Raw genomic sequence first — 13,766 nt, 5'->3', positions numbered from 1 at the left:
CCGTGAAAATCGGTGTGTCGTGTGATTCGACGTCGGCTGGCCTCAGCGGACCGAGTCGAGGAGGAGCCGCTGTTCGACGCGCTTGACCTCGTGTTGCACGTCGCGGACGGCGTCGATGTTGGCCGAGATGGAGCTGACGCCCTTGTCGACGAGGAACTGGACCATCTTGGGCTTCGAGCCGGCCTGCCCGCAGATGCTCGTCTTCACGCCGACCTCGCGGCACGTCTCGATGGTGTCGCCGATGAGCTTGAGCACCGCCGGGTGCAGTTCGTCGTAGATGTCGGCGACGTGCTCGTTGTTGCGGTCCACCGCGAGGGTGTACTGCGTCAGGTCGTTCGTGCCGAACGAGGCGAAGTCGATGCCGGCGTCGGCGAGTTCCTCGATGCAGAGCGCCGCCGCGGGCGTCTCTATCATGACGCCCCACTCGCGCTTTTCGGGGTCGATGCCGGCCTCGCGCATGTGCTCTTTCGCCCGGAGCACGTCCTCCGCGTCGTTGACGAGCGGGAACATGACTTCGAGGTTGTCGTAGCCCATGTCGAACAGGCGGCGGAACGCCTGCAGTTCGAGCCGGAAGACGCTCGGGTTGTCGAGCCCGCGGCGGATGCCGCGGTAGCCGAGCATCGGGTTGTGCTCGCGCGGCTCGTTCTCGCCGCCCTCCAGCTGTCGGAACTCGTCTGTCGGCGCGTCGAGGGTGCGGACGCGCACCGGCCGCGGGTAGAACTCCTCTGCGACCTCGCGGACGCCCGAGACGATTTCGTCCACGTAGGCGCGCTCGCCGTTCTGCTCGATGAACCGCTCTGGGGTCTTGCCGAGCGTCAGGACCATGTGCTCGATGCGGAGCAGGCCGACGCCGTCCGCGCCCGTGGCGGCGGCGCGCTCGCCCGCCTCGGGGATGGAGACGTTGACCTTGACCTCGGTCGCGGTCATCGGCTTGACGGGCGTCTTGGGGCGGGCCTCCTCGACGGGCTGGCGCTGTTTCTCCTCGGGTTCCTCGCCCTCGCGGATGGTGCCCTTGTCGCCGTCGATGGTGATGATCTCGCCGTCTTCGAGCGTCTTCGTCCCGTCGCCGGTGCCGACGACCGCGGGCACGCCGAGTTCGCGGGAGACGATGGCCGCGTGGGAGGTCATCCCGCCCTCGTCGGTGACGATGCCGGCGGCGCGCTTCATCGCGGGCACCATGTCCGGCATGGTCATCTCGGTGACGATGATGTCGCCCTCGGCGACCTGGTCGAGGTGGTCGAGCTTGGTGACGATGCGGGCGCGGCCGGAGGCGATGCCGGGGCTCGCGCCGAGACCGCGGATGAGCACGTCGTCGCCGGTCGCGGTCGCCCGCGAGCTCCCGCCGCTGTCGCTTTCGCCTTCCTCGCCGTCGCCCTCGGCGATGGTCGTAATCGGGCGCGACTGGAGCATGTACACTTCGCCCTCGTAGACGGCCCACTCCACGTCCTGCGGCGTCTCGTAGTGGTCTTCGACCAGTTCGCCGAGTTCGAGCAGGCGGGACACCTCGTCGTCGGTGAGCACGCGCTCGTGGCGGCGGTCGTTCGGCACGTCGCGCATGACGGTCTCGCCGCTTTCCTCGTCGCGGACGCACATCGTCTTCTTGTCCGCGATGGTCGCCGTTTCGACCTCGCCGGTCTCGCGGCTGACGACGTAGTTGTCGGGCGAGACGGTGCCGGAGACGACGGCCTCGCCGAGACCCCACGCCGCCTCGATGATAATCTCCTTTTTGCCGGTCGAGGGGTGGCGGGTGAACATCACGCCGGACTTCTCGGCGTCGACCATCTGCTGGACGACCACCGCGATGTCGACCTTGTCGTGGGGGAACCCCTTGCGGTTGCGGTAGTAGATGGCGCGCTCCGAGAACAGCGATGCCCAACACTCCTTGACGCGGTCGAGGAGGTCCTCCTCGGTGACGTTGAGGAACGTCTCCTGTTGGCCCGCGAAGGAGGCGTCGGGCAGGTCCTCGGCCGTCGCGGACGACCGGACCGCGACGAAGGCGTCGCCCTCGCCGACGCTCCGGTAGGCGTCGAGGATTTCCTCCCGCACGTCGTCCGGCATCGGCGTCTCCATGATGAGGTCGTGCGCCGCCTCGTGGGCCGCCTTCAGCGCCGCGGAGTCCTCGTGGTCGACCTCGACCGCGGCGAACAGCTCGTCGTCGATGCCCGCGTCCTCGATGAACGCGCGATACGTGCTCGCCGTGACGACGAATCCCGGCGGCACGGGGAGCCCCGCACCCGTGAGTTCACCCAGCGACGCGCCTTTCCCGCCGACCAGGTCGAGGTCGTCGGCCCGTACGTCGTCCAGCCAGACTACAGCCATGTGATGTTCGTATGGTCCCGTACCCCGATAAAGAAGTTTGCGAACGAAACAAGTATGAATGAAAACTCACTCGAAGCCGAGTATGAAATTGCGACCTCGGCGGGGAGACGGCCGCTCTCAGGATTCTCTGCGCTCCCGGCCGTGTTCCTCGCACAGGATTTCGCCGGCGTCGGGGTCGAGGTAGAACGGCGACCCGGCTTCGACCGGCCTCCCGCAGACCGCACAGCCGTCGTCGTGGCGGAGGAAGTACTTCCCCTCCGCGCGGCCCGTCTCCAGCCGTCCTGCGGCGACGGCCGGCCGCGTCAGTCCCTCGCCGATTTGGGTGCGCTCCGCGCTGTCGGCCTCCTCGAAGCGAATCGGTCGCATACCGTCACTTGGTTCGCCGGCGGCAAACCGTTACGGACAGCGAGGGGTTCATAATCGCTCGTCCCGTGACTTCTAGCGTGCTTCCGGAGTGGGTCTTTCTGCTCCCGCCGTGGCTCCTCGTCGGTCTCGTGGCGGGCGCGGTCGCCTCCGTCATCGTCGCCGGCGTCTTCGTCGTCGGCGGCCGTGTGTTCCCGGAGCGGCGGGTCTCCCGCGGCCCCCGCGTCGACGGGACGGGCCGCCGCCGCGTCGAAATCCGCGACTACCTCACATCCATCGGGGAGCGGTTCGTCGAGGACCGCCCGGTCCGCGGCGAGACGGTGGCGTTTTTCCTCCCCGACCGCGGCGTCGCCATCACGTTCGACGCGCAGGCGTTCTTCCGCCTCGAGCGCGCCGGCGTCTACGCCGTCCTCTGCGAACACGAGATGCCCGGCGGCCAACTCGGTCGCCGGCTCCCGTTCGACGTGCCGGACGTCGAGCCCGGACTGGCCGACCTCGACGACCCCGTGTCGGCCGCGTTCGACCGGCTCGACCTCCCCGCGAACGCGTCCACGGAGGCCGTTCAGGACGCCTATCGAGCGCGAGTGAAGGACGTGCATCCCGACCACGGCGGCGACCGAGAGCGGTTCCACGAGCTACGGGAGGCGTACACGATGGCGCGGGAACACGCCGAGGGCTGAGCGGCGAGTTCGACCTGAAAAATGAAACCGGCGCGGAGCTACGGCTCCGTCACTTCGAACAGCACGCCCGCGTCGCGGAGCGCGTCGGTCACGCGCCCGGCGGCGTCCGTGCTGGCGACGACCGCGGCGTCGAGGCCGCGGGCCGCGGCGTCGGCGGCGACCTCGCCCGGCGCGAACCACGTCCGCACGTCGACGCCCGCGTGGCGGCAGGCGACGACGGCCTCGACGCCCGCGGCGACGACGATGTCGGCCTCGTCGCACGCCGCCGCGAGCGCGTCCGAATCGACCGCCTCGGCCTCGCCGACCCGCGCGGGCGGTACCTGCAGGACGCGCACCGACCCGGGTTCCATCTCGATGACGCCCTCGAAGCCGGTGACGCTGGCCGCGTCGCCCGCCTCGGCGTCGGTGGTGGCGACGCCGATGGCCGGCCCGTCGTCGCCGGGCGTGGCGTGGAGCAGGCCGTCTCGGAGCGAGAGCGTCACCGTGTCGCCGGCCGCGACGTCGTCGGTGACGATTGCGGCGTCCTCGTTGACGCTCTCCAGCACGTCGTCGGTGACGTGTTCGGCGAACCGCTGGAGGGCGCGCGCCTCCTGAAACAGCCAGTCGACGCCCTCTTTCGTCACGCGGTAGCGCGACCGGCCCTGCTTTTCGACGAGCCCGTCTTCGACGAGGTCGCGGATGTACTCGGAGACCGCCTGACTCGTCACCCCGACCGCCTCGGCGATTTCGCCCTGACTCACCGCCGGCTGTCGGTCGGCTATCTCGGCGAGGATGCGAAAGCGGGTCGCGGTGCGCTTGTCCTCCAGTGCGCCGCTCATGTGCCGAACGTGGGACGCACCGATTAAAAAGGCCCCTGCTCCGACCCCGGCTTCGCCCCCGCTTCGCCGGCCTCTCGCGGGCGTTCGCCCCGGCGCGCGTCGCCGGTGGAGATTTGTCTTCGTCGCCCCTCGATTCGGTCGTGACACGCGTCTCCGTCCGCGAGCGCGCCGTCTTCCTCCCCGACGCCGACGCGCTCGTCATCGCGGACCTGCACGTCGGCCGAGCCGACGCGTCGGCGGTCGAGTTCCCGCTCGGCGAGGGGACCGACCTCGCGGCGCGCCTGCGAGCCTCCTGCGCCGAGTTCGCCCCCCACGAGGTCGTCTTCGCCGGCGACGTGCTCCACCGGTTCGACCGCGTCTCGGAGCGCCACGTCGCGGTCCTCGAAACCCTCGCGGAGACCTGCTCCGACGCCGGTGCCGACCCGGTGTTCGTCGCCGGCAACCACGACACGATGCTCGCCGAGGTCTGGCCCGACGAGGTGCACGACGAGTACCGACTCGCCGACGGGACGCTCGTCTGCCACGGCCACCGCGAGCCGGACGGCGACGCCGACCGCTACGTCGTCGGCCACGACCACCCGACGCTCTCCGTTGAGGGCCGGCGGCGGCCCTGCGTCCTCTACGGCCCCGACGCCTTCCGTGGCGGCGACGTGCTGATGCTCCCGGCGTTCACCCGCCTCGCCGCGGGCGTCGAAACCAACGGGATGCGGACGGCCGACTTCGACTCGCCGCTCGTCACCGACGCGGGCGTCTTCCGGCCGCTGGTGCGCGATGCGGAGGCGGACGAGACCCTCACGTTCCCGCCGCTGGGGAAGCTTCGACGGTTGCTCTGAGGAGTCGAGGCGGGCGGCGAGTCGACAACCGTCGGCGAAGCGCGCGACTACGACAGGTCGTCGCGGACGGCGTCGGCGGCCTCTTTCCCGCTTCGCATCGCGCCCTGAATCGACGACCACGCGGTGTAGTCGCCGGCGAGGTACGCCCGGCCGGGGGCGTCGCGGGCGTCAGGCAGGGACTCGTGGACGCCCGGCGGCTGGGCGAACTGCGCGAAGGAGATGTAGTCGGTGTGGAGCAGTTCGAGGTCGTCGAAGTAGCGTTCCGGGTACCACGCTTCGAGCGTCCGGCGGGTCTTCTCGAACAGTTCCTCCTCGGAGTCGTCCTGCGCGGCCGCGCCGAGGAACGTCGCGTTCAGGAGCTCCGCGCCCGGCGGGGCGTACTCCGGCGCGACGGTCGAAAGCGGGACGACCGTGTTGGGGTCGGGACTCGGCGCGTTGAGCATGATTCGCTTGCCCGCGTCGAGGTCGCTCCCGCTCGGGAGCGTGTAGTACTGGGTGACACAGCCGTGGGCCTCGGTCGGAATCGACCCGACGCCGGTCAGCCGGCGCGCCTCCTTGGGGTCGGTGGCGACGACGACCGCGTCGGCTTCGAGCGACTCGTCGCCCGTGGTGACGACCGCGCCGTCGCCGTCGGACTGGACCGACTCGACGCGCTCGCCGAGGCGGAGGGTCGCGCCCTCGTCGCGGGCGGCGTCGGCGAGTTGCTCGGGGACCGCCTGCATGCCCGACGCGGGGACCGCGGTGCTCCCCGTCGAGAGCATCTTGAACGTGTACTCGAACACCCGCTTCGACGACGAGAGCGAGCGGTCGAGCGTGATGCCGCCGTAGAAGGGCGCGACGAAGTGCTCGATGTAGTCCTCGGAGAAGCCCCAGTCGCGGAGGTACGACCGGATGCTCCGGTCCGCCGAGGCGAAGATGTCCGCCTCGTCGCGGGTGCTCACGTCCTGTCTGAGCGCCAGCGTCCGGAGCTTGTCGCTCGTCGTCACCTCGGGGTTGCGGACGGACTCGAACAGGCCGCCGATGTCGCGGAGGGGGTCCGACAGCACCGCGCGTCGGCTCGGTCGGCAGATGGTCGCGCCGGGCGTGAACCGCCGGAGGTCCAGCGCGTCGAGGTCGAGTTCCCGCCGGACTGCGGGGTAGTCGGTGAAGAGGACCTGAAACCCGCGGTCGAGTGTGAAGCCGTCTTTCGTCCGGGTGCGGACCCGCCCGCCGACGCCGTCGCGCCGCTCCACGACGGTCACGTCGGCCCCGTCGGCGGCGAGGTGTCGCGCGGCGACGAGGCCGGCGAGCCCCGCGCCGACGACCGCGATGTGGCTATCGTCCATACCCCGTCTCTCGGACGGGCGACACAAAGCCGCTACGGGTGGCGGCCATCGACCGACGGGAAGGGCTTAGTCCCTCCCCCCGTAAGCCCCGGCCATGCAGACGTCCGACAGCTTCTCCGGGCTGGTGTGTACCGAGACCGGCGACGAGTACGACGCGGACGCGACCGGCGCGAGCGACGCCGCCGCGCCGCTCGACCCCGCCTACGACCTCGACGCGGTCGAGTGGGACGCCGAGACGCTCGCCGAGCGCCCCTTCGACACGATGTGGCGCTACCGCGAACTGCTCCCCTTCGCCGAGCCGGTGACGGCCAACGAGGGCGCGACGCCGCTCGTCGCGGCCGACGCGCTCGGCGAGGAGGCCGGCGTCGGGTCGCTTCTCATCAAGGACGAGGGCCGCAACCCGACCGGGACGTTCCTCGACCGCGGCTTCTCGCTCGCCGTCACCGCGGCGCGCGAGGCCGACGCCGAGGTCGTCGCGCACGCCTCGCCCGGCAACGGCGCGCAGTCGGCGGCCTCCTACGCGGGCCTCGTGGACGCGCGCTCCTACGGCTTCGTCCCCTCGCGGACGCCGTTCCCGAACAAGGCCATGGTGAACGTCCACGGCGGCCAGATGAAAGTCGTCGGCGGGCGCTACCCCGACGCGCTCTCGGCGCTCCACGAACAGCTCAAAAGCGACTGGTACACGCTCCAGGAGTTCGACAACCCCTACCGCCACGACGGCGCGAAGACCATCGCCTACGAGGTCGCAGAGCGCCTCGACTGGTCGGTCCCCGACTGGGTCGTCGTCCCCGTCTCGACCGGCGAACTCGCCTACGGGGTCTACAAGGGCTTTACCGACCTCGTCGACCTCGGACTGGTCGAGTCGATTCCCAAGCTCGTCGCCGCGCAGTCGGTCGGTTGCTCCCCCGTCGCCACCGCGTGGGAGGCCGAAAGCGACACCCACGAGGCGTGGAACCACCCGGACACCATCGTCGGCGAACTGGAGATTCCGGACCCCGCGGGCGGGTCGCTCGCGCTCCGCGCCGTCCGCGAGTCCGGCGGCGCGGCCGTCGCCGTCAGCGACGACGACGCGCTCGAATCCGCCGTCACCGCCGCCCAGACCGCCGGCGTCGAGGTCGGTCCCGCGGGCGGCGTCGCGCTCGCCGGCGCGTGGGAGTTCGCGGACGAGTTCGCCGAGGACGACACGGTCGTCGTCGTCAACACCGAGTCCGGGACGAAGAACGCCGACATCCTCCGCAGTCACCTGATGGGTCAGGGCGTCTGAGAGGCCGCACGACCGGCTGGTTCCCCGCTCGAACCCTCCCGTTACCTCCATCAGACTTTTACTTTAGACGCGTCTAATCCGTGGTATGTTGAGCGACGTGATGGAGGACTATCTGAAGGCAATCTACACGCTCCAGATGGAGCAGGGACCACCGGTTTCGACCTCCGACATCGCCGAGTACCTCGGGAAGACGCCGCCGACCGTGACGAGCATGGTCGGCAAGCTCGAAGACCGCGGGCTGGTCGACCGCGAGAAGTACAAGGGCGTCGAACTGACCACGGAGGGCGAGACCGTCGCGCTCGAAGTGCTTCGACACCACCGCCTCCTCGAAGCGTACCTCACGGAACACCTCGACTACTCGTGGAGCGAGGTCCACGACGAGGCCGACGCGCTCGAACACCACATCAGCGAGGAGTTCGAAAAGCGGGTCGCCGCCGCCCTCGGCGAGCCGGAGGTCGACCCCCACGGCGACCCCATCCCGAGCGCCGACCTCACGCCGCCGGACTCCTCGGGGCTGTCGGTGCTGTCGGACTGCGAGGTCGGCGACCTGCTCGTCGTCGCCCGCGTCAGCGACCGCGACCCCGCGGAGTTGGAGTACCTCTCCGAGGCGGGCGTCACGCCCGGCACGACCATCGAGGTGACCGACATCGCCCCGTTCGGGATGGTGACGGTCCGCGTCGGCGACGGCGGGCGCGAGCAGAGCCTCCCGGAGTCGGTGGCCCGAACGATCCGCGTCCGACCGCCCGACGAGCCGAGTAGCGAGGAGGTGTCGCCTGCGTGACCGGCTGGTGGGAGATTCTCGTCATCGCCCTCGTCTCCCAACTTGCGGTCCTGCCGGGCGAGAAGGTCCAGTTCATCATCGCGGGCCTCTCGACCCGGTTCGACCCGAAGGTCGTCGTCGCGGCCGCGGGCTCGGCTTTCGCCATCTGGACGGCGCTCGAAATCATGCTCGGGCAGGCGCTCAAGAGCGCGCTCCCGCCGGTCGCGCTCGACGCCATCACCGCCGTCCTGTTCGCCACCTTCGCGGTGTTGCTCTACCGCTCCGCGCCCGACGCGTCCGCGGGAGGCGAGACCGCGACCACCGACGGCGGCGTCTCCGCGTTCGACGACGCGCCGACGGTGTTCGGCCGCGAGCTATCGACGCAGGGCTTCGGCGGTTTCCTGCCCATCTTCGCCATGATGGCCGCCGGCGAGTTCGGCGACAAGACCCAACTCGTCACCATCGGGCTGGCCGTGCAGTACGGCGCGACCTCGGCCATCTGGGCGGGCGAGATGCTCGCCATCATCCCGGTGAGCATCGCCAACGCGTACTTCTTTCACCGGTTTTCCCACCGGTTCGACACGCGCAAGGCGTACCTCGGCGCGGCCGCCCTGTTCGGCTTCTTCGCCGCCGACACCCTGCTCGCCATCGCCACCGGCTTCTCCGTCTGGGAGACGCTCGTCGGCACCGCCAGCGACGCCGTCCTCGCGCTGGTCTGAGGTCGCATCCGGTCGCGCCGTGACCGGTTCCAACCCCCAACGCCGTCGCTTCCGCGCCACTTTTCACGGAATCGCGCCCAAGAGAGAACCATGTCTACGCTCCTCCCGTCTCTGGGTGCCGGGCTGGTGTTCGGCCTGGCGCTCGCCGCGCCGCCCGGCCCGATGAACGCCGTCATCGCCGAGGAGAGCGTCGTCCGCGGGTGGACCGCGGGCGCTCGCGCTGGTCTCGGTGCGATGAGCGCCGACGCGCTGTTTTTCGTCCTCGCGGCGCTCGGCCTCGTCGCGTTCGTCGAGCAGTTCCCGACCGTGCGGGCCGTCATGGTCGGCGCCGGCGGCGTCCTCATGCTCTACTTCGCCTACGGCGCGGCACGGGAGATTGGAACCACGTTCCGCGAAGCCGCCGACACCGACGACGACAGCGCGGGCTTCACGAAGGCGTTCGTGCTCGCGCTGACGAACCCGTATCAGATTCTGTTCTGGCTCACCATCGGCGTCGGCCTCTTGGAGACCGGCACCGTGGACGTGCTCGCCCACACGCCGTATCTGGGCGCGTCGCTGTCGAACCTGCTCATCGTCGAGACGGGCAGTCCGGCGCTCATCCTCGGCTTCTTCGGCGGCATCGCGCTCTGGGTGACCGGCTTCCCCGCGGCGCTCGTCGCGGCCGAACAGCGCGTCGACTCCTTCGCGCCCGCCGTCGCCGCCGTCAGCGCCGTCGTCCTCGGCGGCTTCGGCGCCGTCTTCGTCTGGGACGCGGTGCGGGCGCTCGCGCTCTGACGCTCGGACGCGCGACTGCTCGAAACCGCGGCCGCTCTCTCGGCTCGGGGTCCCGCGATTCCCGTCGGGCGTTCGGCGCGCCCCCGTCTCCGAGACGAGAAACACTATGAACCGTGGTGGCCGATTTCCGCGTATGTTCGATAAATCGACGTGGATTAAGCTACCGAGGAACGTGCTCCAGGGCCACGGCGTGCTCGACGACCTCTCGGCCGCGGTCGACGAGCTGTACCTCTCTGGCGACCCGTTTCTCGTCACGAGCCCGTCGCCCGACCGCATCGCCGGCGACCGGGTCCGTGACCAGTTCGACGGCATCGCCTCTGTCTCCTTGGACCGCGCGAGCTTCGAGTCGGTCGAGCGCGTCGTCGACGCGGCGCGCGAGGCCGACGCGGGCTACCTCATCGCCCTCGGCGGGGGCAAGCCCATCGACGTGGCGAAGATGGCCTCCGACCGCCTCGACTGCGGGTTCATCTCCGTTCCGACGGCGGCGAGCCACGACGGCATCGTCTCGGGCCGGTCGTCGATTCCCGAGGGCGACACCCGCCACTCGGTCGCCGCCGACCCGCCGCTCGCGGTCGTCGCCGACACGGAACTGCTCGCGGAGGCCCCGTGGGAGCTCACGACCGCCGGCTGTGCCGACATCATCTCGAACTACACCGCGGTCAAAGACTGGGAGCTGGCCCACCGCCTGAAGAACGTCGAGTACTCCGAGTACGCGGGCGCGCTCTCGCAGATGACCGCCGAGATGCTCGTCGGGAGCGCCGACTCCATCAAGCCGGGCCTCGAAGAGTCCGCGTGGATAGTGACGAAGGCGCTCGTCTCCTCGGGCGTCGCCATGTCCATCGCCGGCTCCTCGCGGCCGGCGTCGGGCGCGGAACACCTCTTTTCGCACCAGCTCGACCGCATCGCGCCCGGCCGCGCCCTCCACGGCCACCAGGTCGGCGTCGGCTCCATCATGACCGAGTACTTCCACAGCGGCGCGCGCGGCGAGTGGACCGACATCCGCGACGCCCTCTCGACGATGGGCGCGCCGACGACCGCCGACGAACTCGGCATCGACGGCGAGACGATTATCGAGGCGCTCACGACCGCCCACGAGATACGCGACCGCTACACCATTCTCGGCAACGGCGTCAGCGAGGAGGCGGCCATCGAGGCCGCGACCATCACGGGCGTCATCTGACTCGGTCGGTCGCTCCGCGAGCGGGGGGGTCCGCCCCTCGAAGCCCGTCCGGAACCCGAAGACGGAATACGCCGTCTTCCCAACCCCCGGCCATGGCAACTGCGAGCGCAGACAACCCCCTGAAGGAACACCCCGCGGCCGCGACCGCCGTCCTCTCGGTCGTCGGGTACGCCCTCGTCATCGGGACCTTCCTCGGCGTCGTCCCCGGCAGGGTCTTCCCCGACCTGTCGCTCCCACAGGTGAACCTCCTCTCGGACGCCATCGCCGTCGTGAACACGGTGAACGTCCTCGTCATCGCGGCGGGCTGGCGCTGGATTCGCCGCAACGAGGTCCGCAAGCACGCGGCCGCGATGGTCACGTCGTTCGGCCTCATCCTCGTCTTTCTCGTGATGTACCTCGCGAAAATCGGCGGCGGCGGCACCAAGGAGTTCGTCGGCCCCGCGTTCGCGTACTACCCGTACCTGGCGATGCTGGCGATTCACATCATCCTCTCTATCGTCTCGGTGCCGGTCGTCCTCTACGCGCTCATCCTCGGGATAACCCACTCCGAGCGCGAACTGCGGACCGAGACGCCCCACCGGAAGGTCGGCCGCATCGCGGCGGGCGCGTGGCTCGTGTCCCTCGCGCTCGGCGTCGTAACGTACCTGCTTCTCAACCACGTCTATAGCTGGGAGTACACGGTCACCGCCGTCGAGTCCGTGGGCGCGCTCATCGCGCCCGTCGTCGGGCTCTGAGGCGCGTCGCCCCGGCGAACCCTTCCCGGGCGGCGCGTCGGCGTCCCCGCGTCGCGCCCTCGAAAACTGTGGATTTTTATTGCGCGGCGTAGTGGCGGCGAATATGCGAGTCGCGCTCGTCTCGATGTACACGACGCACCACGAGGAGACGGGAGCGACCAGACGGCTCCGGCGGACGGCCGAACTCCTCGCCGAGCGCGACCACGAGGTGACGGTGCTCTGTGCGAAGTGGTGGGACGGCGAGGTCGTCGAGTTCAAACAGGACGGGGTGACCTATCACCGCGTGACGGACTCGCCCGCCGTCGGCGGCTTCGCCTCCCGCGTCCCCTTCGCCCTCCGCGAGGTCTCCCCCGACGTGATTCAGGTCGCGAGCTACCCGCCGTCGCACGTCACGGCGGTCAAGACCGCGGCGCGGTTCCTTCGAACGCCGGTCGTCGCCGACTGGTGGACCCGCGACGAACGCGGCGGCTCGCGGGCTTACCGGCGTGCGGCGAAGGCCCCGAACGCCGTCTTGGTCCCCTCGGAGATGGTCCGCACGCAGGTCCGCGAACTCGGCGCGGCGGTCGACTCCACCCACCTCGTCCCCGAACCGATCAGCATGGACCTCGTCCGGAGCGCCGACGCCGAGGAGCGCGCGGACGTGGTGTACGCCCGCGACCTCGACGAGCACGCGAACGTCGAGAGCTTCCTCCTCGCGCTCGCGGAGCTCCGCGACAAGGACTGGTCCGCCGTCGTCATCGGCGACGGCCCCGAGCGCTCGACGGCCGAACAGACCGCCCGCGACCTCCGCATCGACGACCGCGTCGAGTTCCTCGGCGAACTCCCCGCGAACGAGGCGGTGCCCATCATGAAGGGCGCGCACGTCTTCGCGCAGACCGCGACGGTCGAACCCTTCGCCACGAATCTGCTGTGGGCGCTCGCCTGCGGCTGTGTCTCCATCGTCGAGTATCAGGCGCGGTCGTCGGCCCACGAACTCGTCGAGGGGCGCGAGCGCGGGTCGCTCGTCACGAGCCCCCAAGAGCTGGCGGACGAAATCGTCGCCGCCCGGCGGTTCGACCACGAGACGGTCGACGACGACTTCGCGGCCTACGACTTCCGGCGGGTCATCGAGCAGTACGAGTCGGTCTACGAGACCGAGCGCGACGACTACGGCTTCTTCTGAGTCGGCCGCCGCGCCCGCGGCTGTCGCGGCGGCGACCGAACCCGGGCGAGCGCGGCCGCTCGGAACTGGTGAAAATCGAGAGACGCGACGACCGCGTCAGTCCTGAACGTCGTAGTCGCCGCCGTACTTCATGAAGAAGTACGCGAGGCCGAGCGTCGCGACCATCGCGAACGTCGTCGCCACGCCGAGGGACTTCGCGCTGTCGGGGACCTGCGGGAGGTTCGACCCGCCGCCGCCCCCGGTGGTGACGGTCGGCACGTCGCCGCCGACGGCGACCGCGCCGAGCATGCCGAGCGCCTCGTGGGGCACGCAGTGGTACTTCGTGATGCCCGCGTCGCCCTCCTCGAAGGTGTACTCGTAAGTGCTCCCGGCCTCGGAGACGGCCGCGCCGGAGTCGAGCGACGCGCCCTCGCTGGCGACGACGTTGTGGCCGCCGCCCTCGCCGGTCCACTCCCACGTCACGGTCGTGCCGACGTCTATCCAGACGCCGGCGGGGGAGAACGCGAGGTTCCCGCCGTTACCTTCCGCGCCCACTTCGATGGTGACCTCGCTTTGGCCGCGGAGGTCTTCGTAGCCCCCGTCGATACCGTCGATGTGGCCGCCGAAATCTGGTTCTTCCGTCTGCGCCGCGGCCGTGCCGGAAGTGGCGGCGACCGCCGCGCCGCCAGCGGCCGCCCCGAGGAACGCCCGCCGAGACATATCCACGTTGCCGTCGGTCATGTCCGCCGCTTGGTGTGGGCCTGTAGTGAATACTTTGGTTCTCGTCCGCCGGTCGGGGGTGCCGCGCCTCGATATAGGGGGGTATTCCCCCGATGTCTCTCGCGCCGCCGTCGGC

14 protein-coding genes are annotated in these 13,766 nt (G+C 70.1%); 9 read left to right on the top strand and 5 right to left on the bottom strand.

All coding sequences use genetic code 11. The features are described 5' to 3' along the window. Positions 1–42 precede the first annotated feature (42 nt). Complete coding sequence (gene ppsA / locus IEV64_RS12890) at positions 43–2,319, bottom strand: phosphoenolpyruvate synthase (protein WP_007275117.1); 2,277 nt, start codon at positions 2,317–2,319, stop codon at positions 43–45. Positions 2,320–2,436: 117 nt separating this feature from the next. Beyond that, complete coding sequence (locus IEV64_RS12885; RefSeq protein WP_007275116.1) at positions 2,437–2,685, bottom strand: DUF8075 family protein; 249 nt, start codon at positions 2,683–2,685, stop codon at positions 2,437–2,439. A gap of 77 nt (positions 2,686–2,762) precedes the next feature. Between IEV64_RS12885 and IEV64_RS12880 the strand changes: the two genes are divergently transcribed. Beyond that, positions 2,763–3,362, top strand: a complete 600-nt coding sequence (locus IEV64_RS12880; protein ID WP_007275115.1) for a J domain-containing protein — start codon at positions 2,763–2,765, stop codon at positions 3,360–3,362. Positions 3,363–3,400: 38 nt separating this feature from the next. On the opposite strand, the gene IEV64_RS12875 is transcribed toward IEV64_RS12880, so the two are convergent. Beyond that, the gene (locus IEV64_RS12875) at positions 3,401–4,180 is read right to left on the bottom strand and encodes a DUF7839 domain-containing protein (protein ID WP_188424037.1); all 780 of its coding nucleotides are present in this window, start codon (positions 4,178–4,180) and stop codon (positions 3,401–3,403) included. A gap of 140 nt (positions 4,181–4,320) precedes the next feature. Here IEV64_RS12875 and IEV64_RS12870 point away from each other — a divergent pair, with 140 nt between their 5' ends. Beyond that, positions 4,321–5,013: a metallophosphoesterase gene (locus tag IEV64_RS12870; RefSeq protein WP_188424036.1), complete on the top strand. Its 693-nt coding sequence runs from the start codon at positions 4,321–4,323 to the stop codon at positions 5,011–5,013. 47 nt (positions 5,014–5,060) lie between these two features. On the opposite strand, the gene IEV64_RS12865 is transcribed toward IEV64_RS12870, so the two are convergent. Beyond that, complete coding sequence (locus IEV64_RS12865) at positions 5,061–6,338, bottom strand: NAD(P)/FAD-dependent oxidoreductase (protein WP_188424035.1); 1,278 nt, start codon at positions 6,336–6,338, stop codon at positions 5,061–5,063. 94 nt (positions 6,339–6,432) lie between these two features. Between IEV64_RS12865 and IEV64_RS12860 the strand changes: the two genes are divergently transcribed. From IEV64_RS12860 to IEV64_RS12830, 7 genes are all read left to right on the top strand, one after another. Continuing rightward, positions 6,433–7,602, top strand: a complete 1,170-nt coding sequence (locus IEV64_RS12860) for a threonine synthase (RefSeq protein WP_188424034.1) — start codon at positions 6,433–6,435, stop codon at positions 7,600–7,602. A gap of 85 nt (positions 7,603–7,687) precedes the next feature. After that, complete coding sequence (locus tag IEV64_RS12855) at positions 7,688–8,383, top strand: metal-dependent transcriptional regulator (protein WP_049918235.1); 696 nt, start codon at positions 7,688–7,690, stop codon at positions 8,381–8,383. Continuing rightward, positions 8,380–9,081 carry a TMEM165/GDT1 family protein gene (locus IEV64_RS12850; protein WP_188424033.1) on the top strand — a complete coding sequence of 234 codons (702 nt, stop codon included), beginning with the start codon at positions 8,380–8,382 and terminating at the stop codon, positions 9,079–9,081. Before IEV64_RS12855 ends, IEV64_RS12850 begins: the two co-directional genes overlap by 4 nt. A 126-nt stretch (positions 9,082–9,207) precedes the next feature. Beyond that, the gene (locus IEV64_RS12845; protein WP_007275109.1) at positions 9,208–9,855 is read left to right on the top strand and encodes a LysE family translocator; all 648 of its coding nucleotides are present in this window, start codon (positions 9,208–9,210) and stop codon (positions 9,853–9,855) included. Between the two features lie 133 nt (positions 9,856–9,988). Continuing rightward, positions 9,989–11,035 carry an NAD(P)-dependent glycerol-1-phosphate dehydrogenase gene (locus tag IEV64_RS12840; RefSeq protein ID WP_007275108.1) on the top strand — a complete coding sequence of 349 codons (1,047 nt, stop codon included), beginning with the start codon at positions 9,989–9,991 and terminating at the stop codon, positions 11,033–11,035. Between the two features lie 92 nt (positions 11,036–11,127). Then, positions 11,128–11,769 (top strand): DUF420 domain-containing protein, encoded by a 642-nt coding sequence (locus IEV64_RS12835; RefSeq protein ID WP_188424032.1) that lies wholly within the window; start codon positions 11,128–11,130, stop codon positions 11,767–11,769. 103 nt (positions 11,770–11,872) lie between these two features. Beyond that, entirely contained in the window at positions 11,873–12,931 is a 1,059-nt protein-coding gene (locus tag IEV64_RS12830) for a glycosyltransferase family 4 protein (RefSeq protein ID WP_007275106.1), read from the top strand. Positions 12,932–13,027: 96 nt separating this feature from the next. Here IEV64_RS12830 and IEV64_RS12825 read toward each other — a convergent pair whose 3' ends face one another. Next, positions 13,028–13,651, bottom strand: a complete 624-nt coding sequence (locus IEV64_RS12825) for a halocyanin domain-containing protein (protein WP_007275105.1) — start codon at positions 13,649–13,651, stop codon at positions 13,028–13,030. Positions 13,652–13,766 lie beyond the last annotated feature (115 nt).

It is taken from the genome of Haloferax sulfurifontis, assembly GCF_014635105.1.
GTDB lineage: Archaea > Halobacteriota > Halobacteria > Halobacteriales > Haloferacaceae > Haloferax > Haloferax denitrificans.
This window is presented reverse-complemented; position numbering and strand designations above follow the sequence as displayed.

Coding starts and splice junctions, on each gene's coding strand:
- ppsA (WP_007275117.1), bottom strand. CDS start 2,319: ATGGCTGTAGTCTGGCTGGACGACGTACGGGCCGACGACCTCGACCTG.
- IEV64_RS12885 (WP_007275116.1), bottom strand. CDS start 2,685: ATGCGACCGATTCGCTTCGAGGAGGCCGACAGCGCGGAGCGCACCCAA.
- IEV64_RS12875 (WP_188424037.1), bottom strand. CDS start 4,180: ATGAGCGGCGCACTGGAGGACAAGCGCACCGCGACCCGCTTTCGCATC.
- IEV64_RS12865 (WP_188424035.1), bottom strand. CDS start 6,338: ATGGACGATAGCCACATCGCGGTCGTCGGCGCGGGGCTCGCCGGCCTC.
- IEV64_RS12860 (WP_188424034.1), top strand. CDS start 6,433: ATGCAGACGTCCGACAGCTTCTCCGGGCTGGTGTGTACCGAGACCGGC.
- IEV64_RS12855 (WP_049918235.1), top strand. CDS start 7,688: ATGTTGAGCGACGTGATGGAGGACTATCTGAAGGCAATCTACACGCTC.
- IEV64_RS12840 (WP_007275108.1), top strand. CDS start 9,989: ATGTTCGATAAATCGACGTGGATTAAGCTACCGAGGAACGTGCTCCAG.
- IEV64_RS12835 (WP_188424032.1), top strand. CDS start 11,128: ATGGCAACTGCGAGCGCAGACAACCCCCTGAAGGAACACCCCGCGGCC.
- IEV64_RS12830 (WP_007275106.1), top strand. CDS start 11,873: ATGCGAGTCGCGCTCGTCTCGATGTACACGACGCACCACGAGGAGACG.
- IEV64_RS12825 (WP_007275105.1), bottom strand. CDS start 13,651: ATGACCGACGGCAACGTGGATATGTCTCGGCGGGCGTTCCTCGGGGCG.